The sequence below is a fragment of the Promicromonospora noduliphila genome, from assembly GCF_056951025.1.
Map to the genome: position 1 here is coordinate 1,755,065 of NZ_CM167806.1, position 23,926 is coordinate 1,778,990.

General features: G+C 64.8%; 24 protein-coding genes. 14 read left to right on the top strand and 10 right to left on the bottom strand.

Going from position 1 to position 23,926, the window contains the following annotated elements; genetic code table 11:
- Positions 1-5 precede the first annotated feature (5 nt).
- The 7 genes from AC0QU1_RS07650 to AC0QU1_RS07680 all read right to left on the bottom strand — a co-directional run bounded on the left by AC0QU1_RS07650 (position 6) and on the right by AC0QU1_RS07680 (position 6,413).
- Positions 6-875 carry a TIGR02452 family protein gene (locus AC0QU1_RS07650; RefSeq protein ID WP_483575634.1) on the bottom strand — a complete coding sequence of 290 codons (870 nt, stop codon included), beginning with the start codon at positions 873-875 and terminating at the stop codon, positions 6-8.
- Positions 876-923: 48 nt separating this feature from the next.
- Positions 924-2,225, bottom strand: coding sequence for a plasmid pRiA4b ORF-3 family protein (locus AC0QU1_RS07655; protein WP_483616430.1), 1,302 nt, complete (start codon positions 2,223-2,225; stop codon positions 924-926).
- Between the two features lie 42 nt (positions 2,226-2,267).
- A complete protein-coding gene (locus AC0QU1_RS07660) occupies positions 2,268-2,924 on the bottom strand; it encodes a hypothetical protein (protein WP_483575638.1) in 657 nt (218 codons plus the stop codon).
- 33 nt (positions 2,925-2,957) lie between these two features.
- Positions 2,958-3,317 (bottom strand): hypothetical protein, encoded by a 360-nt coding sequence (locus AC0QU1_RS07665; RefSeq protein WP_483575640.1) that lies wholly within the window; start codon positions 3,315-3,317, stop codon positions 2,958-2,960.
- Positions 3,318-3,430: 113 nt separating this feature from the next.
- Entirely contained in the window at positions 3,431-3,799 is a 369-nt protein-coding gene (locus AC0QU1_RS07670) for a hypothetical protein (protein WP_483575642.1), read from the bottom strand.
- A 434-nt stretch (positions 3,800-4,233) separates the two neighbouring features.
- Positions 4,234-5,112 carry an aminoglycoside phosphotransferase family protein gene (locus AC0QU1_RS07675; protein WP_483575644.1) on the bottom strand — a complete coding sequence of 293 codons (879 nt, stop codon included), beginning with the start codon at positions 5,110-5,112 and terminating at the stop codon, positions 4,234-4,236.
- Positions 5,109-6,413, bottom strand: a complete 1,305-nt coding sequence (locus tag AC0QU1_RS07680) for a helix-turn-helix transcriptional regulator (RefSeq protein ID WP_483616432.1) — start codon at positions 6,411-6,413, stop codon at positions 5,109-5,111. The genes AC0QU1_RS07675 and AC0QU1_RS07680 overlap by 4 nt, the downstream gene beginning before the upstream one ends.
- A 350-nt stretch (positions 6,414-6,763) precedes the next feature.
- Between AC0QU1_RS07680 and AC0QU1_RS07685 the strand changes: the two genes are divergently transcribed.
- The 8 genes from AC0QU1_RS07685 to AC0QU1_RS07720 all read left to right on the top strand — a co-directional run bounded on the left by AC0QU1_RS07685 (position 6,764) and on the right by AC0QU1_RS07720 (position 17,299).
- Complete coding sequence (locus AC0QU1_RS07685; protein ID WP_483616434.1) at positions 6,764-7,972, top strand: NUDIX hydrolase; 1,209 nt, start codon at positions 6,764-6,766, stop codon at positions 7,970-7,972.
- Positions 7,973-8,043: 71 nt separating this feature from the next.
- Positions 8,044-9,255: a hypothetical protein gene (locus tag AC0QU1_RS07690; protein ID WP_483575650.1), complete on the top strand. Its 1,212-nt coding sequence runs from the start codon at positions 8,044-8,046 to the stop codon at positions 9,253-9,255.
- Between the two features lie 5 nt (positions 9,256-9,260).
- Complete coding sequence (locus AC0QU1_RS07695; protein ID WP_483575652.1) at positions 9,261-10,226, top strand: Gfo/Idh/MocA family protein; 966 nt, start codon at positions 9,261-9,263, stop codon at positions 10,224-10,226.
- Positions 10,227-10,660: 434 nt separating this feature from the next.
- Positions 10,661-13,234, top strand: a complete 2,574-nt coding sequence (valS, locus tag AC0QU1_RS07700; RefSeq protein ID WP_483575654.1) for a valine--tRNA ligase — start codon at positions 10,661-10,663, stop codon at positions 13,232-13,234.
- A 92-nt stretch (positions 13,235-13,326) separates the two neighbouring features.
- Positions 13,327-14,364, top strand: a complete 1,038-nt coding sequence (serC, locus tag AC0QU1_RS07705; RefSeq protein ID WP_483616436.1) for a 3-phosphoserine/phosphohydroxythreonine transaminase — start codon at positions 13,327-13,329, stop codon at positions 14,362-14,364.
- Positions 14,365-14,549: 185 nt separating this feature from the next.
- Positions 14,550-15,560, top strand: a complete 1,011-nt coding sequence (locus tag AC0QU1_RS07710; RefSeq protein ID WP_483575656.1) for a hypothetical protein — start codon at positions 14,550-14,552, stop codon at positions 15,558-15,560.
- Between the two features lie 142 nt (positions 15,561-15,702).
- The gene (locus tag AC0QU1_RS07715) at positions 15,703-16,416 is read left to right on the top strand and encodes a sulfotransferase (protein ID WP_483616539.1); all 714 of its coding nucleotides are present in this window, start codon (positions 15,703-15,705) and stop codon (positions 16,414-16,416) included.
- A gap of 139 nt (positions 16,417-16,555) precedes the next feature.
- On the top strand, positions 16,556-17,299 hold the full coding sequence (locus tag AC0QU1_RS07720) for a class I SAM-dependent methyltransferase (protein ID WP_483575660.1): 744 nt from the start codon (positions 16,556-16,558) through the stop codon (positions 17,297-17,299).
- A gap of 152 nt (positions 17,300-17,451) precedes the next feature.
- Here the strand turns inward: AC0QU1_RS07720 and AC0QU1_RS07725 are convergent, their stop codons facing one another.
- Together AC0QU1_RS07725 and AC0QU1_RS07730 are read right to left on the bottom strand one after the other, a co-directional pair.
- On the bottom strand, positions 17,452-17,697 hold the full coding sequence (locus AC0QU1_RS07725) for a hypothetical protein (RefSeq protein WP_483575662.1): 246 nt from the start codon (positions 17,695-17,697) through the stop codon (positions 17,452-17,454).
- 53 nt (positions 17,698-17,750) lie between these two features.
- The gene (locus AC0QU1_RS07730) at positions 17,751-18,026 is read right to left on the bottom strand and encodes a hypothetical protein (protein ID WP_483575664.1); all 276 of its coding nucleotides are present in this window, start codon (positions 18,024-18,026) and stop codon (positions 17,751-17,753) included.
- A 290-nt stretch (positions 18,027-18,316) separates the two neighbouring features.
- On the opposite strand from AC0QU1_RS07730, the gene AC0QU1_RS07735 reads away from it, so the two are divergent.
- Both AC0QU1_RS07735 and AC0QU1_RS07740 read left to right on the top strand, forming a co-directional pair.
- Positions 18,317-19,603 (top strand): NsdA family TPR-like regulatory protein, encoded by a 1,287-nt coding sequence (locus AC0QU1_RS07735; RefSeq protein WP_483575666.1) that lies wholly within the window; start codon positions 18,317-18,319, stop codon positions 19,601-19,603.
- A 5-nt stretch (positions 19,604-19,608) separates the two neighbouring features.
- Positions 19,609-20,535 (top strand): phosphotransferase enzyme family protein, encoded by a 927-nt coding sequence (locus AC0QU1_RS07740; RefSeq protein ID WP_483575668.1) that lies wholly within the window; start codon positions 19,609-19,611, stop codon positions 20,533-20,535.
- 249 nt (positions 20,536-20,784) lie between these two features.
- Here the strand turns inward: AC0QU1_RS07740 and AC0QU1_RS07745 are convergent, their stop codons facing one another.
- Positions 20,785-21,153, bottom strand: coding sequence for a hypothetical protein (locus AC0QU1_RS07745; protein WP_483575670.1), 369 nt, complete (start codon positions 21,151-21,153; stop codon positions 20,785-20,787).
- 111 nt (positions 21,154-21,264) lie between these two features.
- Here AC0QU1_RS07745 and AC0QU1_RS07750 point away from each other — a divergent pair, with 111 nt between their 5' ends.
- From AC0QU1_RS07750 to AC0QU1_RS07765, 4 genes are all read left to right on the top strand, one after another.
- A complete protein-coding gene (locus AC0QU1_RS07750; protein ID WP_483616541.1) occupies positions 21,265-21,492 on the top strand; it encodes an HAD hydrolase-like protein in 228 nt (75 codons plus the stop codon).
- Positions 21,489-22,277, top strand: coding sequence for a class I SAM-dependent methyltransferase (locus AC0QU1_RS07755; protein WP_483575674.1), 789 nt, complete (start codon positions 21,489-21,491; stop codon positions 22,275-22,277). Before AC0QU1_RS07750 ends, AC0QU1_RS07755 begins: the two co-directional genes overlap by 4 nt.
- Before the next feature lie 92 nt (positions 22,278-22,369).
- A complete protein-coding gene (locus AC0QU1_RS07760) occupies positions 22,370-22,798 on the top strand; it encodes an NUDIX domain-containing protein (protein WP_483575676.1) in 429 nt (142 codons plus the stop codon).
- Positions 22,799-23,085: 287 nt separating this feature from the next.
- Entirely contained in the window at positions 23,086-23,829 is a 744-nt protein-coding gene (locus AC0QU1_RS07765; protein ID WP_483575678.1) for a class I SAM-dependent methyltransferase, read from the top strand.
- The last annotated feature ends 97 nt before the right edge of the window (positions 23,830-23,926 follow it).

Genomic DNA, 23,926 nt, shown 5'->3' on the forward strand with positions numbered 1-23,926 from the left:
GTGGGCTACGGCTTGGTTCTTACCGGGCTCGTTGAGATCTCGGTCGCGCGAGGACGGCGGCCCTGGAGCAGGCGGCTTTCGAAGGCCGTAAGCACCGGCTGTCCGGGGCGGGGGTCGAGGATCGCGAAGGTGACGTGCTCGAATCTCAGTGGGCCGGCGAGTGCTTCGGCGAACGCGGTCGCGACCTCTGCCGGGTCGTTGCCGAACACTCCGCAGCCCCAGGCACCGAGGACGAGACGGCGGTTGCCGTGGGCGGCGGCCACGTCGAGCACGCGGGCGGCACGTCGGACCAGTGTGGCGGCGATCTCGCGCGAGGCGGCCGGCTGGCTGCGCTCGATCGCGGCCCGGTTGGGAGCTGCCGCCGTCAGGAACGTGACCGGGTAGGGATCGGCGAGCAGGGCGCCGTCGTCGTGCCGGAAGACCGGAACCTCTGGCGAGACGATCACCCGGTCGCTGTAGAGCAACGACGACTCCCGTCGGTGATGCTCGTAGAACTCGGGTACGGCGGTCTGGGTCGCGTACAACGCTGAGCTGCGCGCGATCGCCTCCTCCTGGGCCTGGGCGCCGTTGAGGAACCCGCCGCCCGGGTTGCGGGCCGACGCGAAGACCAGGCAGGCGGTGCCGGGGCCGAGTCGGCGCGCCGCCGCCAGGCTGGACTCTTCCCGCACCTCGACCGTGGTCGGGCTGGACCACGTGGCGCCCTTGCTCAGTTCTGCGTCCGGGAGGATCAAGCGGGTCCCGGCGACCGCGGTGGCGACCTGCGCTGCGATGTCGACATGTCGGTCGCCTACGCGGTAGCCGCCTTCCCGGACGACGGCGACGGTCTCGGCTGCCAGGGTGCGGAACCGGTCGCGGCTGCTGGTCGACGGCGTCATGGGCGCAATATATGGCCTACGTCGAACAGAACCCGACGCCGATAGGCGTCAGCAATGAAGGGTCCTCCTGGCCAGGGACGCCGCGACCGTGCTGATCTGGCTCCGCGCTCGACGTCCTGCTGGCGGGGCGGCGATGTTGACGAGGATGTCGTGGACGTTGGCCTCGTACTGGTGGAGGTCGTGCGCGGCGATCGGCCGGCCGTCGTCGTGTTGGTAGCCGAGATCGGTCAGGTGGGCCGCGATCTGGTCCAGGGGCAGCTCGCCGTCGGGCGTGACGGCCGCGTGGGCGAGGACGAGCAGGTCGGCGTCGATGACGAACCGTCCGCGCTCGTGGGGTGGGGTGATCGACGTGGCGAGGTGGTCGAACAGCACTGCTGGCTTGTCGCGGGCGGCGGCGCCGGCGCGGGTGAGGTGCAGTGCTCCCTTGTACTTGCGCAGCAGTCCGAGGTGTTTGACCAGTGTCTCGCGGAAGTCCGCTACCGGGTAGGTGAGGTCCTCGCGGTTCGCCTTGCCGATCCAGTTCGCCATCGCGGGGATCAGGGCGGCTGCTCCTTCCACGACCGCCGGGCGGAGGTAGCCCGCTGCAGTGAGCGGAATGCCGCCGTCGTGGGCCTGGTCGAGGAACCACAGGTGGGCGGTGAAGGCGGTCCTGAGGGCGTCGTCGGACGGCCTGGCCGGTGGGTCCGGGAGGGCGGCGAGTCGGGTTCCGAGTTTGGCGCCGTCGCTGGTGATCGAGAGCATGTTCACCAGCTCCAGGAGGCGGGGGTGCGCGCCGCGGGCGCGTAGTAGGTACCAGGGTCGATCGAGCGCCTCGTTCACTTCGGAGGGCTCGAACCGGTCCGGGTCTCCGACGAGCGCGGCGAGGCCCTCGTTCAGGTACTCGAACCTGGAGTCCTCTGGCGGTGCTGCCCTTTGTCCGTCCACGCACAACGCTGGGGGAGTGGCTGGCTCTGCCGGCTGGATCTTCTCCAGCCGGAGCGTGAGCTGCCAGTCGTCGCCGTAGTCGTAGACGTAGCGCAGGACGTCACCGGGCTCGGTCAGCACCTGGTCGAGGCGGATCTGTTCCTCCGGGGTTCCTTCGTCTTCGCCTTCGGCGACGTCGTACGGGCACAGGAAGAGCTGCGCGTCGTGGTCCCACACGTTGCTGCCGAGTGCGAACCGGTGCAGGTGCGAGTCCTCCCATCCGAACGCGTCCTGGATGACCTGGTGCACGACGTCGAGCATGAGATCAGATCGCAGGTTCAGGCGACGCCAGATCGGTGGTTGGGCGTCGTCGAGATCGATCCGCAACTGAAGCACTGTTGGCGGTGTTGTCCGGGAGCGTGGTGTGGTGTCGTGGTCGGTGCTCACTCGGCCACCGTATCGATCGCAATGCTCGCCGCTGCGGGCACGTCAGCCCATCTCGGCGGACGCCGGTTGGCGGGGTTCTGCTTCGAGCGCGCGGGTGACGACGTCCAACAGCGGGCCGGCGTGCTCTGGAGCGTGCGCCATGGCCCAAGCGGTGACTCGGTCGCGGAACCCGTCGAGATCGGCCTCGGCCCGAGCAAGGGAGGCACGAACCTCCTCCGGGGCGAACCGCAAGATGGGGCGGGTCAGATCCTCGGCATCCTGCACAATCTCGACGAGTCCGTCGCGCAAGGTGATCCCGGCATCGGGGCTGTGCCCGAGCCAGCACCCCAGCTGGTTTCCATCGAGCACATCGAGGATCTCGAAGCGCTCGTCGATCGAGTAGCAGCACCCGGGCAGGACCGCGGTCCCGGTGCTCGTGTCGATGAACCGCAGGCCGCCCATCGCAGGCGGTTGGGTGCCATCTGGGTCGTGCGGACCCAGAGCTCGGCGGAGGTAGACCGCCAGGATTGGGGCCTCATCGCCCTTCTCGTCGGTGTGGAACCAGCGCAAGATCTGATGGATTGCCGTTCCGACGTCGGCGTCGGACATGTCGCCGTGCAAGGCCTGGTACCAGAAGCCGCCACGCCCGACGACGGGCCACAGGTCGAACGCGTCGTCACCAAGGACCTCGATCACGGGCTCGACCCGTAGGGCTGTCATGTGCGCAACCGTGCCAGCGACGCGTTGTCACGGTCAACGAGAAACGTTGCCGGTCTGCGCGCCGCCCTGTCGCACGTCGAGGAAGTAGGACTTGAGGCCGTGCTGGTCGATGGCAACACGCCAGTCCCCGAGGCCAGTTCCGTACTCGGAAGCCGGGAACTCGAGCTTCAGGCTGCGCAGCTCGCGCTCCAGCTCGTGGAGCGTGGTCCCTGCGGCGATCGGGACGAAGGCACGCAGTTCTCGTGTGGTCTCGCCGGCGAAGCCGCCCCACACCTCGCAACCACCGAGTGTGAGACCGCCATCCGGGACGAACCAGATTCGCAACGCCGCCGCTCTTGGCGCGGTTGCCCAGGGGCCGATCGCGTCGCGTAGTGCACTGGTGTGCGGCGGCACGGCTTCGTTGTGTGGCGGCTGCGGCCGAGGCGTCGACGGCGGGCTCGCGGCGCTCGGTGTTCGGGGCGCCACGTGGCGCGGCTGCGGCCGGGCTGCTCGGCGGCGCAGGAAACTCACGAGCCGTCGCCTGGCCGCCGCTCCCACTGCGTAGCGGGCTTGGAGGTCGTTCCAGTACTGGTGATCTGCGCGGTGGTGACCCGGAGCGACAGGAGCACGTCGTCCCGTCCCAGATCGACCCAACCCACCCATGTCCGCCAGACCACGACGCCCGCGTCCTCGGCGGAGTCACCGACAAGCCGCGTGGTTCGTGCGAGCCGAGCTGCGCCGTCCAGCCCGGATACGAGTACGTGGACCTGCACGACGTCCAGGACGTGCCCGTTCAGGTGCAGGGGCTCGGTCCGGGCCGTGACGTCGATGACGTCGGCGTCGCACAGGTACGCCAGGAGCCGGGTCGTGTCGACGACCTCGGCCAGGCGGGTCACTGGTCTGTCCTTTGCGTCGGCACAGCAGCCGAGTGGAGGTTCTGCTTCGTCGTCAGTCTCATCGCTCATCCGTTCCGTCGTTCGCAACTGGCGGTGTGGTTGCGACTCTGCGATCCATCGAACGCGCGACGGACGGCGGCTCCCAGAGCAAACTTGTGGCTGCCCTGTGTCATGACTGGCGCATCATCGTGGTCGACGGAGGGCGGGCGCGGGGCGCGCCTTCAGGGCGAGATCGTCGACGCGGTCATCGACGCGTTGGAGCGTGCGGCAGGCGAGGTCGACGTGTAAGAGCGCTTCCCCAGATGCGACGGCTGTTCACAGGGGCGCGCCACGACCGGTCACCGTGGTCGAGGTCAGCGGCACGCGCCATCGGCGTCGAGGTCGGCGAGCGCGATCAGTTCGACATCGTCGAGCAACTGACTGGACCGGTCCGGTCAAGAAGCGGTCCAGCGTGCGTCCTGATCGTCCTGCCTCAGTGTGGCCAGCCGGTGGGCAAGCGCCCTTGCGGCCTCGGCATCGCCCACATCAGCGCGCCGGATGAAGGAGCCGAGTGTGTGGAGGTCGCGAAGGCTGGTCAGGACCTTCAGGCCCGGCCAGTCGGACAGATCGTGGCCGTAGGCGCGTGAGAACGCTCGCAACTGCTCGGTCGTGCGTCCGAAGCGCACCCCTTGGAACGTGTTGGCGAGGTCGATCTCGCGCTGCCCCGTGGCGGCCTCGTCCCAGTCGCCGAGCCGTGCTTGCTTGCCGTCCCACAGCAGGTTGCCGGGGTAGGCGTCGCCGTGAATCATCCCGCGGCCGAGCGGTGAGTCGAGCTCGTGGAAAGCCGCCAGAAGAGCGTCCGAACGTGCCAGGAGCCAGTTGCGGTCCGGTTGAGACAGGGCCGTGGATGCCACGATAGTGCAGCGCAGCGAGGCATGCGGCTGGTAGTCGGGTAGGGGGATGTGCGGTGATGGAAGGGCGTGCAGGTGACGCAGAATCTCGCCCAGGTACTCGGGGCCGGGCTGGTGGCGGTCCGGCTGCGGGTAATGCCGCCAGAGCGTGACGATGCGGCCGCCGGACTCCACGGGCTGTGCGACGTCGAACGGCACTGTCACTGGCAGATCGTTCTGTGACAGCCAACGGGTGATCTCGACCGCACGCACGAGCGCGTCGTGGTCCTCAAGGCGACTGACTCGAAGGATGGCCTTCGCTCGCGGCACCACGAAGACGGCGGTGGCATGGGACCGCAGGGGGGCGATGTCCCTGGCGTCCAAATCCCAGGTCCGGCAGGCCTGCAGAGCGGAGGCCTGTGGTGAGGTGGCGATCGTGGTCATCGCAGTTCGGGGGTTGCAGCAGCGCTGTCGATCACTCGGTAGTCGCGGATGAGGTGTGAGAGCTGTCCGATGGTTCGATTCCCTCGGTGTTCGGGGCTGCGCATCAGGGCGCTGACGCGGTTCATCGCATTGCCGAGCTGGCGGATGCGCATGTGTGCGGGCAGGTCAAGGACGTGTCGGAGCGCGCCCTCGGCGTCGTCGTCGAAGCTGCCTTCCAGGATCCCGATGGTGACCAGGTCGATGTGCGCCAGTGCCTCGTCGCCGTAGGAGCGCTCCTCGGGCGGCCCGTCGCGGTAGGCGGCGATCGCGGCCGAGGCGTGTCGGTGGGCGGCCTCGTGGTCGCCCAGGAGGGTGTAGGTGCCGCCGAGGTAGTAGTCCTGTTTCGCGGCGGGAAACGTCAGCAGGCCACCGAACTGCTCGACCTCGTCATGCACCGGGGACTCCTGCCGGGCGTCCTGCATTCGGTTCAGTGCTTGCCGAGCGAGCGCGTGGTCTCCGATACGGGCCGCCGTGCGCGCCTCGATAGCCGCGATGCGGATACGCGCCTCACCGGCAGGAGCGAGGCCGGCAGCATGCTGGGCGAGTTTCAGCGACATCCGGCTCTGCGGGGACCACTCAGCGATCAGCGCGCTCGTGCCCGCGGTCCACGCCTGCAGCCCGGTGTGGCCGGCGCGCTCGGCGCAGAGTCGAGCGGCACGGACCTGAGCCATCGAGGACGCCGTCTCGCCCAGGTTCTGTGAGGCGTGCGCCAACAGCAGGCAGGCGGTCCCGGCCAGCAGAAAGAGGTCGCGGCTCTGCTGCGGGCTCTGCCGCCCGTGCAGTAGGGCGAACAGGTTGTCCCGGACGGCGACCAGCTCGGTGAACAACGGCAGCAGCGGGGCGTGCACGTAAGCGGTCGCGATCCGCGACAGGGTCAGGCCGAACTGCTCCAGGATGTCCTCGCTCACGTTGCTTGAGGAGAACAGTTCCGTGAACGCGGTCGAGGACTGCGCAGCGGTCGTCGCCAGCACCCGCAGGCCGTCGGTGTCGCTGCCTGCGGGCCACTCGTCGGTCCATGTCGCATGATCGACGCTGGCGCTCAGGGAGCTGACCTGTCCAGAAGCGAGCAGATCCCCGAGCTGATCGAGTGGGATGTGGAGAACCCCGGCCAAGCGGCGGCGCGCCCACAGACCCGGAGTGTTCGCGCCGGTCTCCCACCGGGCGACCGTCGTGCGCTCGACCTGGAGCGCTTCGGCCAAGCCCTCCTGGGTCAGCCCGAGCTCCTTGCGGCGCTCGGCGAGCCGAGTTCGTCGTTCTCGCATCCTGCCCCCATCGATGGACGCTCCTGCGCCCGGCCGGGCCTGCACTTCATCGTGGCCCACCGTACGACGCTCGCAGACGAGTAAGCCATGCCCGACCCAGGTCAGGCATCAGATGCCACAAACTTGCTACAGGGTTCTCGAAGAGACGAGCGCACGGCCGTGACGTTCTTGTGGTGGGCCCGGAGCGTGACACGCAGCGATGTCCCAGAGCAGTTTGCGAGGCCCTGCCGTCGCATTGAAGCCGTGGGTGCTACACGGATGCTACAGAGAAGCGTCATCGATGCCCTGTCGAGTGTTCCTACGGGTCGGTTCCATGGTGACCAACAAATCCCACGTCGAAAGACATCGCCATGACACTTGGTCTCAGGCTCAGTCCAGCGCTCGCAGAGTCAAGGCTGCCACGTCTGCGGAGTGGATTCCTTGCGTCGCTTCCCGACGTTGACGCCTTGGGGTGGTTGCCCGCCTTCGGCGAAGCCGACCGCGAGCCACTTGGGTCGCTCATTCTGAGCATCCGCCCAGGATTTCCGGTCAGTGATGACACCAGGCACGCTATCCGTCAAGAGGTGGCTCTGCTCTCAAGCGAGACGGGACGAGCTGTCAACGTTCTTGTGCTGGACGGCGCAGTCGCCACGCGTACCGCTGCAGCACGCTCGCTCGTCCCACGCGCTGATGGGTCCGCGCTTGAGGATCTGTGGCTGACTACGGTCATGGTCCAGGTGGGGGGAGAGCTGCCGTTCGAACACCTTCCTGCTCCCGGCAGCAGAACTGCTAGAGCAGAGGCGATCGCGGTTGGGCGGCGGCTCGTCGCTCTAGCCAGCGGCGCTGCTGTGACGACATCGAGCATCGCGCCAAACTTCGCACAGGAAGCTGTCGCGGCGATCAGGAGACTTGCCCTCTTTCACGGAGTGCTGGCAGCAAACGTGCGTGACGCCCTTGACCTGCTTAGAAGCAGCGATGAAATCTCCACGGACGAGGCAGCGTGTCTTCAAGTGCTGGCCCGTGGACAAGTGCTTGGCACGGAACTTGACTCTGCACGTGCTGCCGCTGCTGTCAGTGACGTATGGGAGCGGGCAGCGGCAGTGTTCTCACGCAGAGGTATTGGCGAGGTGCGCTGGGACGGAGAAGCCAACACGCCAAACTGGGACTTGAGCCTGCCGCAATCCTCAGCGATGACGGTGACCGAGATCGGGGGCAAAGTCCTGCTGCTCCGCCGTCCTCCCTCGGATTATCTGTACCCAGGCATGTGGACGATTCCGGGCGGGTACCTGGAGCCGGGAGAACAGCCCTGGGACGCGGCACCGAGAGAGGTGCTGGAGGAGTCCGGACTCGCGTGTGAAGTCCAGCCCATTGGCAACGGTCGGCCGCTCCTCTCCGACCGTCTTGCTGCGTTTCCATTCGTCAGCAGCATCAGCCGGGGTGAAGTTGTGAGCCTGTCTGAGCACACCAACTACGCGCTCGAGCCACTGGACACGGCACTTCGAACGAACCTGACACCCGAGGCGCGCCTAGTCCTCGAGCACTATGCGCACCACTCCGCCGGGATCTCCACGCGACGATGAACGGCGACGTCCGGATATTCATGAGTCCTGCCACGGCGCCGACAGCGTTGCACATCGGCACGATACGGTCGATGGTCCTGGCCGATGCCTTGGCTCGGACGCACTCGGCTGCCGGCGGTCGAGGCCACCGAGCGGAGGCATGGAATCTCGCTGGACGAAAGTTCGAGGCCGACTATTCGGTCTCCGGGCTTTCACGTGAAGAGTTCATCGAGCAGGCGGTTCAGAGCGGTCGGGACGGCACCGAGATCTGGCGGATCGCACCCACCTCACTTCCGACACTCCGCTATGACGATCCCCAATTACTCGAAGCTCTGCAGTCCCAGATCATTGAGCTCGCCGAACTGGGAAGGATACGGCACCTTGCGCGTCGACAGGACCGTTGTGGTGGATGTGACCTCATCCTGCCTCAAAGTCAGCACGAAGTGTGCTTCCGTTGCGGCGGTCCTTTGCTGCCGGACACGACTCCAGCGTGGTACCTGCACATTGATCGAAACGAGATCATCGGTCGTGTTGACGAATGGAGGTGGTCGTCGACTAGCGCGAGATCCCGTTTCATTGCCTTGCGTGACGGCTACGAGTGGCTTCGGGTCTCGCATGCAGGACTTGCGATCGGCCCCACATCACCACTTGACTCGAGTGAAACGCTCGACGCGCGACTCGTGGCAGCAGGTTACCCACTGGTCCTGAATCGGCTGGGTATCGACGCCCCGATAACCCTCGTGAGCGGGATCGATATTCTTCGCAAGTTCCATTTCCCACTCTGGGCTATGACGATCAAAAGGTCGCCGGTAGATGAAGTCATCGCCCACAGCTTGATCCTGACGCAAGGGCGGAAGATCTCACGCCGAGCCGGAGCGACGCTGCCAGTGGTCGGAGATCCGATCGAAAGTGCGGCAATCCGGTGCGCACTTCTTACTGCACATGAGACGCGCGACGTTGACCAGACCTCGCTCAGAGTTTCGGAGGCACGGAGGCTTGTCATCAAGGCGGTCCACGTAGACCGATACCTCCGACAACACTGCCGTCCGGGAAGTACCGACGTCGGAGAAATGACGAGCGAGCATCGCCTGCGCGTGAACGAAGCGATCATAGATACGAAGCCCGGTCGACTATTCACGGCGCTGAGGAACTTAGTGACACAGATCTCACGTCGGATAATCCCTCGGTGTCAAGAAGACGGTGGCCACAACAAGGAGGAAGTTCTCGACGTGATCTCTACTTCGTTGAAGATTCTGACTGGCACAACACCAGACACAATCAGCGCAAGGGTGGTCCCATCATGAGGCGGATGTCTGTCGCAATTCTTGGGTTCGGGTACTGGGGGCGCAATCTCGCGCGTGCGGTCGATCGGTCCAATAACGCTGTGCTTTCGGCAGTTGTCGATCCCGACGGTAGGAACCGAAAGGACGCCGCGACAACCTACAAACGCGCCGTGATGTTCGAAGACGTGTCCGGACTAAGTCGGATGGCCGACGACGTCGACGCCGTTATCGTTGCCGCACCACCTGCGGCCCATGGTGAACTCGCGATCTCCGCCCTCGAGATGGGGTTCGACATCCTGGTCGAGAAACCCCTTGCGTTGAGCCTCGCTGAGGCACGCAGGGTCATGGACAGAGCCGAAGCGCTCGGGCGAGTCGTGATGGTGGACCATACGTTCCTTCACAGCGACCTGACCGCCGTAGCGAGAGACCTTTCGCGATCAGGTGCTGTGGGTAAGGTCAGGCAGATCACCTCTCGGCGGTTGGCGCCTGGTAGGCGCCGCGCTGATGTTGACGCGCTTTGGAATCTCGCGCCACACGACGTGGCGCTCATCCTGGACCTGGCGGGTGGCGTCGCCGTGGGGTACGAGGGTGTTCCGTCGTTCGTCCCCGGCGAGGCGAACGCCGTCGAGTACCAGGGGAAAGTGGTCCTGGATACGGGCGTGCTGGGGCAGTTCCATGTGAGCTGTAACTCACCGGAACGGGTGCGAGATATTTACCTCGAAGGCGAGGCCGGATCGATCGAGATCGATTATGTCACGCGAACCGTCGTCGTGAAGAATAGTGGTTCTCAGATCAGTTGGCGTGGTGAAGAGCGGGAACCTCTTATGTGCATGCTCGACACATTTATCGACCGCGTCGCGCATCGGCGGCTCGAAGAGAAGAACCCGGGGATCGAAGTCGTGAGAGTCCTCGAACTGTTGACGAATCACAATGGTCCTACGAGTAGAGCCATGGATTCCGCAAATGGCGTCGGAGTGGGCACGATGACTTAATGGTCCCGGGCGCTTTCTCTGGTGTGGGATCCGATTTGGTCTCGCGGCCTGGCATACCGGCCCTGTGTCGTCGTCCGATTGGCGATGTTGGCTCGAGTGTGCGGCTGCTTGCGATGCGCAATGCACATGCAAGAGCATCGGCGCACGAACGTGCAGGTCAAGAACTGTCTGGGTTTCGACAAGTCGGTCGGGTCCGGGCCTGGATGACGGTCGACTGGGAAGCTTGCTGGCGCCTGTCGCCAGCGTTCTCGACCAGCATGCAGACAAGTGCTCACTCAGTTGCGCTCTAGGGCTTCGCCGAGCGACTACGGCTTCCCTCGGTGAGTACATCATGCTAGCCTTTCTCCGATCATCTGTCAGAGCGAATTGTTTCCGTGCCGACTTACCTGATTGGCCGAAATATTTCGCATCACTAACGAGAGATTGAAATCATCGTGGAAGAATTGGGCCAGATCCCCGATCGACCTACCCTTGAGGGGCTTGAGTCGAAGTGGGCGAACCGGTGGCAGGAAGAGGGTACGTACGCTTTTCGCACTGGCTCGGAGCGTGGCGAGGTATTCTCGATCGACACGCCCCCGCCAACGGTATCTGGCTCGCTTCACGTTGGTCACATCTTTAGCTACACGCACACCGATCTGATCGCGCGGTTCCAGCGTATGCGCGGAAAGAACGTGTTCTACCCGATCGGTTGGGACGACAACGGCCTTCCGACCGAACGGCGCGTCCAGAATTACTACGGCGTGCGGTGTGATCCCTCGATACCGTACGACCCTGCCTTTGTTCCGCCGGCCAAGCCTGACCGGAAGAGGCAAGTGCCGATCAGTAGGCAGAACTTCATCGAGTTGTGCGAAAAACTGACAGCCATCGATGAGAAGGCGTTCGAAGACCTGTGGAAGCAAGTCGGGCTGAGCGTCGACTGGTCGTACCTGTACACAACTATCTCGGACGAGTCGCGGCGCGTCTCGCAGCTCGCATTCCTCCGCAATCTTGCCCGTGGTGAGGCATACCTTGCGGAGGCCCCGTCCCTCTGGGACGTCACGTTCCAGACCGCGGTCGCACAGGCTGAGGTAGAGCCTCGCCCGTACCCAGGGACCTTCTACGGAATCCGCTTCCGCGGCCAAGATGGCGTTCAGGACGTCACCATCGAGACCACACGACCAGAACTTCTTCCCGCCTGCGTGGCTCTCGTGGTGAACCCGGACGACGCACGTTTCGGCCATCTCGTCGGAAGCAAGGTTGTTTCGCCACTGTTTGGAGTCGAGATCCCGATCGTCGAACATGCCAGTGTCGACATGGACAAGGGAGCCGGCATCGCGATGTGCTGCACGTTCGGTGACATGACCGACGTGCAGTGGTGGCGTGAGCTCGATCTGCCGACTCGAACAATCGTTGGACGGGACGGCCGACTCTCGCGGGACGTTCCGGAGTGGATCCCTGAAGCGGGACGCGACAACTTCGCCCGGCTCGCTGGCATGACGGTCCATTCCGCGCGGGAGGCGATCGTCTCACTCCTGACCGAGGACGAGAGCCTGGTCGGAACCCCGCAGAGCACTGAACGAATGGCGAACTTCTTCGAGAAGGGCGAGAAGCCCCTTGAGATCGTTTCGTCAAGGCAGTGGTACCTGCGCAACGGCGGAACCGATCCGGAGCTGCGCAAGAAGTACATCAATCTTGGCGCAGAGATGGAATGGTCGCCGCCCTTCATGCAGCAGCGATACGCGAACTGGATCGAGGGACTTCATGGGGACTGGTTGGTTTCTCGGCAGCGCTATTTCGGTGTTCCTTTCCCGATCTGGTACGCCATCGACGAGTTCGGTGAGCTCAGGTATGACCGAGTCCTGACGCCCAGCGAGGACCGGCTGCCGATCGATCCCACCATCAGCGTGCCGGAGGGCTACACCGCCGACCAGCGAGGTAAGGCTGGAGGTTTCAGTGCCGATCCTGACGTGATGGACACGTGGGCCACCTCGGCACTGACACCGCAGATCGCCTGTGGCTGGGAGCGTGACCCCGCATTGTTCGCGAGCACCTTCCCCATGGACCTGAACACTCACGCCCACGACATCATCCGGACGTGGCTCTTCGGACGGGTCGTCCGCTCGGTGGCGGAGAACGGCGTCCTGCCGTGGAAGCATCACATGATTTCAGGGTTCGTTGTGGACCCGGACCGCAAGAAGATGGCAAAGTCCGTCGGCAACGTCGTCGTGCCGTCCGAGGCGCTCGATAAGTTCGGTGCGGACGCTGTCCGGTGGCGCGCAGCGATGGCACGTCCCGGCTTGGACTCGCCCTTCGACGAATCGCAGATGAAGGTCGGCAGGCGACTCGCGATCAAGATCCTGAACGCGGCAAAGTTCGCGCTCACGCTGAGTGCGGGCGCAAGCGGCAACGTCACTGAGCCCGTCGACCGTTCGATGCTCGCCGGCCTTCGGACGACAATCGGAGAAGCGACGGCGGCATTCGACGCGTACGACTACACGACAGCCCTCGAGCGCACCGAACGCTTCTTCTGGACCTTCTGCGACGACTATCTCGAACTGGTGAAGGAGCGCGCATACAGCTCACGCCCGGACGCGGACTCTGCACGGAGCGCTTTGGCGACCGCGATCGATGTCCTCGTTCGGCTTCTCGCTCCCTTCATGCCGTACGCGACCGAAGAAGTGTGGTCCTGGTCGCATAGTTCCTCCGTGCACCTTGCCTCTTGGCCGACAGCAGACGAGGCCGGAGTGGCTGGGGAGAGGGCCGAGCTCTTCAATGCCGCCTGCGCCGTGCTCAGTGGAATCCGAGGCCTCAAGTCACGATCCAAAGTGTCTATGAAGACCGAGCTTGTCGATGTGCGAGTCCAAGGCCCTGCAGAGACGCTTACTCTCGCCAAGGGCGCAGCAAGTGATCTCGAAGAGGTCGGTCGCGTACGCGGAGGCATCGAGTGGGTCGAGACCGAGTCCCCCGAGGTTGACGTCCATGGCTCCCCGGCGCTGCACGACGAGCATGCACCCGGCGGTGTGGCATAGGCGCGCGGTTCGCGGTTCATAACGAACCGGCATCGGGCAACAGAACCGCGATCGTATCGTTCGCGCCCGGCCCAGCCATGCTTCCGACACCAGTGAAGGAGCAGTTCGCGGAGTCGGTGTTCAGCTTCCGAGGATCGGACGTGGGAGTACTTGAAATACCCCACCGATCGGAAGCCTTTCTGGACGAGATGGCCGCCGTACGGGAATTGCTGAAGCGCCTTCTGGCGATCCCATCGAGCCACGAAGTGCTGATGCTCCACGGTGGCGCGCGGCGGCAGTTCGCGATGATCCCTCAGTACTTCCTACCCGGGAACGAGGGAGTCGCAAGTTACATTTGCAGCGGCTATTTCTCCGAGTATGCGATTGCCGAAGCGCGAGCGTACGGCAGTGTCGACGTCCCTGCCTCGAGCGCCTCAGAGGGATACAGAACACTGCCGGATGTGAGCAATCTCGACTTCGCCGCTAATGCTCGGTATGTGCATTACACCTCGAACAACACCGAATTCGGAACACAGTTCTCCACTGTTCCAGCGCGGCCTGAGGGCGTCTGGCTGATCAGTGATTCCTCCAGTGACCTCCTCACGCGCCAGGTGGACTGGCGCTCACACGATCTTGTATATGCGACCACCCATAAGAACCTAGGCACGCCAGGACTTGCGGTCGTCGTTGTTCGCCGGGACCTTCCCGATCCAGTCCGGCCCCTGCCTGAGGTTGACGACTACCGAGTCCACCTTGCTGCGGAGTCTCGGCACAACACACCGCCGCTGGCGACTGTGCATGTGCTGCGGTTGATGCTGGAGTGGAGTGCCGCTGAGGGTGGGCTTGGCGCTCTTGCCCAACGCTCGGCGCAGAGGGCGGCGGCGTTATATGACGTGATCGATAGCTCGGATGGGTTCTACCGCGGCCTGGTGGCCCCAGGAGCCCGATCACTAGTGAATGTCACTTTCGCGCTCACCAAACCAGAGCTGGAACGACGCTTCGTGGCGGAGGCACAGGCGCTCGATATGGTCGGCCTGCTGGGCTATCGGAAAGTAGGGCATCTGCGAGCCTCGCTCTTCAATTCCGTTCCCCAAGCCGGCGTCGACCGCCTCGTTGAATTCATGGGACAGTTCTACCGAAACCATCGATAGGATGTCAGGGGGCACAATTGGCTGCTGTAGGACTCCAAGTATCGGAGCTGCTCAATACGCGGACCGTTGACGCGGAAATGGTGCGGGAGTTGACGCACGAATTTTCGGCGGCCCCGGCCGTTGCAGGGGCAGTGCTCATGGGCAGCCGGTCGCGCGGATATGCTCACCGGAACAGCAATGCAGACGTGGTTCTTGTCGTCAACGAGCTGACCGAGTATGCTGCGAACGCCATCCAGAGGGCGCGCGATCATGCCCAACAGGTCCTCGGCTATCCCATCAGCGTTAACTGCCATACGCTTCGCGATGCCGATCCGTCTCTGGCGCTCGACGGCCTTTTCATGCACAAGAATCGTGCCGCTCTTTACATCCTGCAGGCCAGTCGGACCGCAGTACCGCTCTTCGGGCGAAATGTATTCGCAGAGTTCGCTGCGCCGACTCCGCGCGACGTGCGCAGCGAAGCGGTGAGGGTAATCGGTTCCTTTCTATACCTCATGCGCAAGTTCCTCTTCGATGAGAAGCTTGCACCGCATGGCCGGGCAGAGTTCGTTCGCGGACCACTGATCTGCATGGAGTATGTTGCAGCCTTTTACGGGTTCCTCGCACTTGGGTGGAGGGACGCCCTGGATTATCTCGCGGATCGAACATATCTGCCTCGCGAAACTATTGCGTTTCTCGAACAACTTGGTCAGCGCAAGGCCGGATCGATGTATGACGACCTGACGACAGCGGACATTGTTCGCGGGATCGGATTGATGGAGGCGATCCACCAGCAGCTCGTCGACGAGTATCGAAGTTCCGGTCGAACTGACGTCAGGTGGGTTGATGAGCGCGTTGTCATGCACTGGGATCTGGCCGCTCCTCGTGTCGGCATGATCCTTAGGCATGGTGGAAAGATTGTTCTTAATCGCGATGATTCGCATGAGAGCGTCAGGATCGCCAGGTCATTTATCGAGTCGGACGACCTTGCCGTTGGTGCCGCGAAGTTTGCCGCAGAGTACGGTGTGAGCGGTCGGGTTGCGGAGCCGACACTCGGGCCGGTCACACTTCGGAGTGGCGCATACTTCATCTGCGAAGCGGAAAGCGGGCCGTCGAATGGCCTCGAGTGTCTCGAGCCACAAGGCATCCTGGACCGGTCTGATTTGGACTTGGAGAGCAGGGAGATAGTCGAGCGCCTGATTTCCCAGAATCGGTCCTGATCTCGGCATGACGTAACGATTCTCGGATCAACGGCGCTGCGCGTCTTTCTCTGGACGAGCGCCCCGGGAGTGTCGGGAGGTATAAATGCAATCGTCTACACCGATCTTCGTCCTTGGAAGCCCACGGTCTGGCACGTCCATGATGGGGGCCGTGCTGGAGAGCTCTCCGGAGGTTCATCATCTTGGTGAACTGGCCGGCATCTATCTAGTGTGGAGGAAGTTGCGGTGGGGCCGTGCGCTTGCACCGCACAAAACGGACTACCAGAGGTTCCTGGCTCGGGCAACCGGAGATTACTACCGGACGGCGCACCCGGCTCGTTTCTGCTGCGATTCTGACCCCTGGAATCTTCTCGTAGTCGAAGAAATATTGGACGTTTTGCCTGAGGCGCGATTTCTGCTGTGCTTTCGACAACTATCCGGCGTATGTGCCAGTCTCGAGAGATCGTACGAGCAAGGATTCGCATGGGCGGGTAGTAACGTTTCAGAGCGTGTCGATCTGTGGCTTAGGTTTTATCGCAACATTGCACAGTTGCCAGCCGAGAACACGTATGTATTCCGGTATGACGAATTTGCATCCGATCCTTCACGTGGGTGGCCGGCGTTGGTAGCATCACTCGAGTCCCTTGGGATCTCGGCGGTGAATCCGGCCGTCCTCGCCGTCTCCCACGCGACCGGAGCCTCGACTCGACCCACCTTCGCGGAGCAGAGCGCCTCTGGTGACCTGAGATTCCAGGTAGGATCCCGCGCCCCCGCGCAAGTGCCAAACTTGCGAGAGGACCAGGGGAGCGCCGTTTCGGACGTATTCGCGATGCTGACGACACTCAAGGCGGGCGGTGCGGTGGATCTGTGCGGCTAGCGCTCGATGGGTACTCATGGATCGCGAAGCAGGTATCGCGTACGCACTTGTCTCTCGTCTGGTATCAGCCTTTGAGTCCTGCCGGTCGCGAGCTAGCAAATGACTGTGCCGACAGTTGCGGGGCTGGCATGGTTGCGGCATGGATGTTGCGGGGGATGAGACGCGGGCTGCGTGGGCGGTCGCGTCGCGCAAGTACGAGCGTGAGTACGCCGAGCACCTTGAGTTGGCTCGGACCGCTGAGCTGCTGCCCGTGGAGGTCGAGGCGCTGGGCGGGCTCGTCGAGGGTGCCGAGGTGGTGCATCCGATGAGCGGGCATGGTCTGGACGACATCGCGCTGGCACGGCTGGGCGCGCGGTCGGTGCATGGTCTGGACTACAGCGAGGCGGCGGTGGCCAGTGCGCAGCGTCGCGCCGACGAGCTCGGCATGCCGTGCCGGTACACGCAGGCGATCATGCCTGACAGCGGGCTCACGAGCGGGTGTGCCGACCTGGTCTACACCGGCAAGGGCGCCCTGATTTGGGTGCCTGACCTGTCGGCGTTCTTCGCGGAGGTGCGTCGTCTGCTGCGTGAGGGCGGCTGGTTCTACGTCTACGAGGCGCATCCGCTGGTGCCGTTGTGGGACTGGGATATCGACGAGATCCGAGTCCGCCCTGATCGCGGCTACTTCGCGACCTCGCACGTCAATGACTCCTACCCGGGCAACGGCGCCGTGGAACGGCAGCACACGCTCGCGGCGATCGTCATGGCCTGCCAGCGGGCGGGCTTCCGGATCGAGCACCTGGACGAGCATCCTGAGCCGTTCTGGCGCCCTGGGGACGTGAAGGCTGCCGCTTGGGACGGGCGTGTCCCCAACACGTTCAGCCTGCTCGCACAACGCAACTGAAGTGATGGAGGGCTGGTTGTGGGGCCGAATTCAGGAGCAACGTAGGGGTCGGTCTTCTCATGTGCATAGTCACCCGACGGCTGGGTCATGAAGCAATCTCCGATTCGGCTGACATTGGCGGCTTTGTGATCTGGCCGGGCACCAGTGGGCGGTCAGGGGGCCGGCGTGCCGATCAGCACGCACCGGATTCCGTGTTGTTCGAGCTCGTAGGCGAGGCGTGCGTAGGCGCTGGCGAGCCGCGACTGTCCGGGCACGATGACAGCGGTGGCGCCGCGCTGGCGGGCGGTGTCTGCGATCTGGCTGATCGTGAGCCCGTCACGGTGGTCGTCCAGAACGTCCGCCAGGGCGAGCCCTTCGGTAGACGCGTAGGTGGTCACGAGGGCGTGCTGGTCGGCCATGTCCGTGGCGGCCCTTGCGGCGACGTAGCCCAACGCGACTGGCCGCTGCCGGTTCACAGCGCAGCTCCGGCCAGTGCGCGGACGTGGCATTCCAGCCCGCCGACGGTTCCGGACCAGTCGGTGACCGCGGGAATCGCCATGGGCTGGTCGAGGCGCGAGGCGAGGCCCAGCTCACGGGCGATCGTTGTGCCGTCGGCCAGAGCGGACGGCTCGATCCGCAGGCTGCCGCGCATGAGCGTGAGGCCGGCGACCCGGTCTTCGCCGAGGCCATCGAGTATCTCGGTGAGCACCGTGACGACGTCACGCAACGATGGGGTGGTGGTCTGCATGATTCGCTCCTGGTTCGACGCATGAGCCCACGTCGGTGAAAGGGCTCCTGGCCCTTCCCATCGAATCGGCATACCGAGCCTGTCCGTAGGGCGTAGCGGCGGCGATCGTGTAGCGGGTGCGTAGCGTGCATGCCACCGCGGAGCTTGGGAGTTGCGAGGCTGTAGCGGCTTTGTAGCGTCTCGTGCGCGACCCTGCCGGGCCGTAGATCCAAGAGCCCGCTGCCGATACCGTGGACGGGCCAGACGATCGACCACGAGCGGCGCACCGGCGCCGCGTTACTGGGGGCGCCATGGGGAACCGCCGCAGTAGGCTCGCTCAGCGCCGCCGCGCTCTTGGCCTGACCCAAGAGGCCCTTGCCGCTCGGTGCGGCGTCGAACGCACCACCGTTGCTCGCTGGGAGACCGGCTTCATGGAGCCTGGCCTGTGGGTGCGGGCAAGCCTGGCCGAAGCACTTCAGGTCACGCTGAAAGACCTCGACGAACTGCTGACTCTCGGACCTGGCAACGACGTTGTGGTCGTCGAGGTGCTGCCTGACGGTCAGGAACGCAACGAAGCCCGCCTGCTCCTGGGCCAGCTCGCCTCGATTGCCATGGCACCGGACCAGGGTGCCGATCCGGCGTGGGCCGAGCCGGTCGATCGGGTTACGGCATCGGCTCCCGCACGAATCGGGATGGTCGACGTCGAACACGTGCAGGCCCTGACTGCCGCGATGCGTGCCGTCGACTACGCCCACGGCGGAGGCGCCTGCAGGGATGCGATTGCAGCCCAGGTGCGCTGGTCCCAGCAACTCCTGGCGGCCGACGCGACCGACGAGACACGACGGCACCTGCTGGTGGCGCTGGCCGATCTGCACAATCTTGCGGGCTGGGCGTCGTTCGACGTCGGGATGTTCTCCACCGCTCGCCGGCATTTCGCCCGAGCGCTGGAGCAGGCACGTCACGCTGGGGACGACTCGCTGGCGGCGAACATCCTCTACCGGCTGGGACGCCTGCACCTGCACCGTGGGCTGAGCAAAGAGGCGTTGCGGTTCTTCCAGCTCGGGCAGCTCGTCGCCCAGGACACCTGTGGCGTCACAGACGCGATGCTGTGGGTCAACATGGCATGGGCGTATGCCTACCTTGGAGATCGGCCCAAGATGGAACACGCCGTCTCGGCGGCCGGCGAGGCGTTCGGTGCCGCAGACCACGATCAGGCGGCCTCGTGGGTGCGGTTCTTCGGCGAGATGGACCTGCATGCCGTGACTGGTGCGGCTCTCACGTCCTTGCCGGACCCTCAAGACCACGAGATGGAGCGCGCCATCGACCTTGTCACCGCGACGGTCGGGCTCCGGGGCCTGGAGATGGCGCGCAGCAGGACCTTCGAGCACATCTCACTGGCCGTCGCTCACCTACGCATCGGTGCTCACGACGAGGGAATCGCTTATGGTCACCAGGCGATCGACGGCGCCGCCTCGGTTCGGTCGGTGCGTACCATCGACCGGCTCGAACCGCTGCGGGTCGAAGCCGACACGCAGCCATTGCGCGTCGGGGCAGATGATCTCTCCCAACGCATCAAAGAACTGCAACCCGCCGTCTGAGGACAATGACCACGAACACCACCGGCACCCCCCGTTCCAAGCCGGAGCAAGTCGACGACGTCGACTGGCCGTACCAAGTACTGCGCAGCACCTGTGAGTACATCGGCGCCGATCCAACCAAGGCGCGCCTGATCAAGTTCACCAACAACGCGGTCTTCGCGCTGTCTCGCGACCCGTATGTGATCCGCATTGCCGGCTCCGACGCCATCGCGAGTCGCGCCGCGAAGGTCGTGACCGTCGCCGAATGGCTGGCCAAGCACGACATGCCGACCGTCCGCCTCCTCGAAGGCGTCGCACAGCCACTCGACGTGGACGGTCACGCCGTCACCGTGTGGTATCAGGTTCCCGACGTCGGGCCTCGCCCCACCGGGTACGACCTGGGCCGCATCGCCCGACGCTTCCACGCCCTGCCCGACGCACCTGATGGTCTGCCTGCCTGGGATCAGCTCGGCTCAGTCCGTACCCGGTTGGCGGCTCAGGATGTCCTGACCGACGACGAACGGCGATACCTCGCAGAGGTCACCGATGAACTCGAAGCGGACCTCGCCGACGTCGACTTCCTCCTTGAGCCCGGCCCGATTCACGGCGACGTGTTCGCGGGCAACCTCATCGCCGGCCCGGACGGCCCAGTGCTGTGCGACTTCGACTCCACCTGCACCGGACCGCGTGAATGGGATCTGACGCCAGCCGCCGTCGGACGACTGCGATTCCACTACCCGATCGACTACCACGGCCAGCTCGCCGAAGGGTACGGCCTAGACATCCTCGACTGGCCAAACTTCCCCGTCTTCCGCCGCGTCCGCGAGCTCCAACTCGTCACCAGCGTGCTGCCTGCACTTCGGTCCAGCCCGCGGATCCGAGAGCAATGGCGCTACCGGTTCGACACCTTCCGCGCGAGCGACATGGACGCGGTCTGGACCACGTACACCTGACCCGGGTTGTCCACTGGTTCCATCCTGTCGTGAACCAGACACCGTCCGTCATGGTGCTAAACAGGGGACACAGCCGCGTCGCGGCCAGCGATCTCATACGCGGACGGACCAGACCGCGCCAGCCCTGTCCAATCGCCGAACGCGGGGAGATCAAGCCAGTGCGCAGCGACGGACGCGCCGTCGAACTCGGAGGAGAGCTCACGACCCGTCGCGAAGTCGATGACGGTGAACTCGCCGCCGCCCTCAGGCTCAACCGAGGCCTCGGCGCTCTGCCGGGCCTGGTTGAGCCGGTAGAACTGGCCGGCGTCCCGCGTATTCGTAGTCGACGGTGATCCAGCGCCATAGGCGTCCGTCGATGATCTTGTAGTCGACGTGGCGCGTTTCGGTGCCGTGCTCGTTGAAGAACCGCACTCGTGGGCCCGCGCCTACCCAACCGATGGCCCACCTCGCGAGCGGCCGGCCTTCGGGATCGACGTGGCTGGCGTCAACGATGTCTAGGCCGTCACCGTCTGCCGACTCGAACTCGGCTTGAGCGTCGTTGTCGGTCAGCCACTGATCCCCTGGCACGGGTTCACGTGTCCAGCTGTTCCAATCGGCTGTGTACCAGACGGCAGTCATCGATCTTCTCCGTAGGTCGGGGACACGTCGTACGGGCATATCTCGATCTCCCTCTCCGCAGAGTACTTCTTGAGCCACGGCGGGAAGCCCGACCCATGCGCCTTCACTGCCGTGGCCGCGTTGTGCGGGTTCGAAACCGCCGAGATGGTCCACGTCGGTGACGACTGGGACTGTGACGTCGTCGGGGCCGTGAACGCGGGCGCGCGGGCGATCTGGATCTCCGGTGGCCGTATCACGCCCGACCCTGCCCTGGCCGATTCGGACCGGGTACAGATTGTGCGCGATCTGGGCCAGGTCGCACCTGCCATCACCAACGAACCACCACGGAGCACTCCATGAGCCTGTTCACCGGCACCACCGACTACTACCGCCAGTTCCGCCCGGGCATCCCGCAGGAGGTCGCCGACATCCTCGACTCCACCGCACCGCACCAGACACCCCGTCGGCTCCTCGACGTCGGGACCGGCACCGGCCTGGTGGTCGAGGCCCTTCTCGGGCGGTTCGACGACATCATCGCCAACGACAACGACCCCCAGATGCTCCAGACCGCCGACGCAGCACTACGTCCGCACCTGCCCGCCGGCACGTCGCTCGTCCTGGCGGAGAGCGAGGCCGAGCGATACGAGCCGCCGACCGGCTGGCAGCCTGCGCTCGTCACGGTCTGCCGGGCGTTCCACTGGCTCGACCAGGAGCTGATCTTGCGCCGTCTCGACCAGCAGGTCGCTCCGGGCGGTGTCGTCGCGATCTTCGGTGACAACAGCTTCTGGGCGGCCGGCAGCGACTGGAAGGTCGCGGTGAAGTCCGTGATCAAGGACTTCCTCGGCGAACAGCGGCGTGCCGGATCCGGGACCTTCAAGCACCACGACCGCCCCTACAGCGAGATCCTCCAGGAGTCGCCGTTCAACCTGGTCGAGGAGGCACGCGTGCCGGTGACCAGGACGTGGACCCGCGAGAGCATCCTGGGATACCTGTACTCGACCACCTTCGCCGCGCCGCACCTGTTCGGCGAAAGGCTCGATGCCTTCGAGGATGCCGTCAGCGCCACCCTGAAGCAGTTCAGCGATAACGACACCTTCCTGGAGGAGAACGAGTTCCTCATCCGCCTCGGCCGGCGAAGCTCATGAGCCGCCTCCTGGCGCACCTCACCAGCCCGGACGTCGGACGCCTGGTCTCCAGCACCTCGATCGTCCTGATCGCTGACTAGAAGAGAGAACACATGAACGCCGTAGCCACCGAGCTGATCGCCCGAGCCATCATCCGCAGCGACGACAAGGTCCTGGTCGTCCGTCAGCGAGGAAAGGCGTGGTCCTTCCTTCCCGGGGGACATGTCGAACCCGGCGAGCCGGTCGAGACCGCACTCCTACGGGAGCTTGTCGAGGAGATCGGTGTCGAGGGCAAGGTGACTCGGTTCGCCGGGGTGATCGAGCACGGCTATGCCGAAGACGGGACCGTGCATCACGAGATCAACCTAGTATTCGAAGTGCAGATCGCGTCGACCGACGTGGAGAGCCGGGAGGAGCACCTCGAGTTCGAGTGGCTGCCGGTGGAGGGCCTAGCGGACAGCGATGTTCGTCCGCGGGCGCTGAAGGATGCGCTCCTGGACGGCGCGTTCACGACACCCGTCTGGCGTTCCTGGGTCCGGTGACCGTACTGCCTCGCCAGCCGCCTCCATGAGCTCAGCGAGGCGTTGCGTGCGCCTGGTCGATTGGCGGACAAGCGACTCGGCTGGAGGTGAGTTCTCGGCACGTTCGTTGACGAGCCCGGCTTGCTCCTTCGGCGAGAGGTCGGGCAGATCGAGCGTCGTGTTGTCGGCGGCCGTCGGGATCCTCCGGTAGCCCAGCGTGCGCCCGGTCGGGTTCAGCCGTTGCGCCCCGCTGGTCGCGAGCCGACAAATGGGTGTGTCGGCGGTTGCGGGGGTGGCATGGTTGCGGCATGGATGTTGCAGGGGACGAGACGCGGGCTGCCTGGGCGATCGCGTCACGCAAGTACGAGAAGGAGTACGCCGAGCATCTTGAGCTGGCTCGGACCGCTGAGCTGCTGCCGGTCGAGGTCGAGGCGCTGGGCGGGCTCGTCGAGGGTGCCGAAGTGGTGCATCCGATGAGCGGGCACGGCCTGGACGACATCGCGCTGGCACGGCTGGGGGCGCGGACCGTGCACGGTCTGGACTACAGCGAGGCGGCCGTAGCCAGCGCGCAGCGACGTGCCGACGAACTCGGGATGCCGTGCCGGTACACACAGGCGATCATGCCTGACAGCGGGCTCGAGAGCGGGAGCGCCGACCTGGTCTACACCGGCGAGGGCGCCCTGATCTGGGTGCCCGACCTGTCGGTGTTCTTCGCGGAAGTGCGTCGTCTGCTGCGTGAGGGTGGCTGGTTCTACGTCTACGAGGCGCATCCGCTGGTGCCGTTGTGGGACTGGGATGCCGAGGAGATCCGCGTTCGCCCCGACCGCGGTTACTTCGCGGGCTCGCACGTCAATGACTCCTACCCCGGCAATGGCGCCGTAGAGCGGCAGTACACGTTCGCTGCGATTGTCATGGCCTGTCAGCGGGCGGGCTTCCAGATCGAGCACCTGGACGAGCATCCCGAGCCGTTCTGGCGGCCCGGAGGCGTTACCGCTGCGGCATGGGACGGGCGTGTCCCGAACACGTTCAGCCTGCTCGCACGGCGCAACTGACGTTGACCCATCCGCGCGATGACACTGCTATCGATAAGGGCTGCGCTGTCGCCAATGCGTCCGTCGAAGGCCGGCCTGATATCGGTGTACCGGCCGA

Excerpts from the sequence above, each read along its gene's own strand:
- AC0QU1_RS07650 (WP_483575634.1), bottom strand. The coding sequence starts at position 875 with ATGACGCCGTCGACCAGCAGCCGCGACCGGTTCCGCACCCTGGCAGCC.
- AC0QU1_RS07660 (WP_483575638.1), bottom strand. The coding sequence starts at position 2,924 with ATGACAGCCCTACGGGTCGAGCCCGTGATCGAGGTCCTTGGTGACGAC.
- AC0QU1_RS07675 (WP_483575644.1), bottom strand. The coding sequence starts at position 5,112 with ATGACCACGATCGCCACCTCACCACAGGCCTCCGCTCTGCAGGCCTGC.
- AC0QU1_RS07680 (WP_483616432.1), bottom strand. The coding sequence starts at position 6,413 with ATGCGAGAACGACGAACTCGGCTCGCCGAGCGCCGCAAGGAGCTCGGG.
- AC0QU1_RS07685 (WP_483616434.1), top strand. The coding sequence starts at position 6,764 with ATGACACTTGGTCTCAGGCTCAGTCCAGCGCTCGCAGAGTCAAGGCTG.
- AC0QU1_RS07690 (WP_483575650.1), top strand. The coding sequence starts at position 8,044 with ATGGTCCTGGCCGATGCCTTGGCTCGGACGCACTCGGCTGCCGGCGGT.
- AC0QU1_RS07695 (WP_483575652.1), top strand. The coding sequence starts at position 9,261 with ATGTCTGTCGCAATTCTTGGGTTCGGGTACTGGGGGCGCAATCTCGCG.
- AC0QU1_RS07715 (WP_483616539.1), top strand. The coding sequence starts at position 15,703 with ATGGGGGCCGTGCTGGAGAGCTCTCCGGAGGTTCATCATCTTGGTGAA.
- AC0QU1_RS07720 (WP_483575660.1), top strand. The coding sequence starts at position 16,556 with ATGGATGTTGCGGGGGATGAGACGCGGGCTGCGTGGGCGGTCGCGTCG.
- AC0QU1_RS07725 (WP_483575662.1), bottom strand. The coding sequence starts at position 17,697 with ATGGCCGACCAGCACGCCCTCGTGACCACCTACGCGTCTACCGAAGGG.
- AC0QU1_RS07730 (WP_483575664.1), bottom strand. The coding sequence starts at position 18,026 with ATGCAGACCACCACCCCATCGTTGCGTGACGTCGTCACGGTGCTCACC.
- AC0QU1_RS07735 (WP_483575666.1), top strand. The coding sequence starts at position 18,317 with ATGGGGAACCGCCGCAGTAGGCTCGCTCAGCGCCGCCGCGCTCTTGGC.
- AC0QU1_RS07740 (WP_483575668.1), top strand. The coding sequence starts at position 19,609 with ATGACCACGAACACCACCGGCACCCCCCGTTCCAAGCCGGAGCAAGTC.
- AC0QU1_RS07745 (WP_483575670.1), bottom strand. The coding sequence starts at position 21,153 with ATGACTGCCGTCTGGTACACAGCCGATTGGAACAGCTGGACACGTGAA.
- AC0QU1_RS07755 (WP_483575674.1), top strand. The coding sequence starts at position 21,489 with ATGAGCCTGTTCACCGGCACCACCGACTACTACCGCCAGTTCCGCCCG.
- AC0QU1_RS07760 (WP_483575676.1), top strand. The coding sequence starts at position 22,370 with ATGAACGCCGTAGCCACCGAGCTGATCGCCCGAGCCATCATCCGCAGC.
- AC0QU1_RS07765 (WP_483575678.1), top strand. The coding sequence starts at position 23,086 with ATGGATGTTGCAGGGGACGAGACGCGGGCTGCCTGGGCGATCGCGTCA.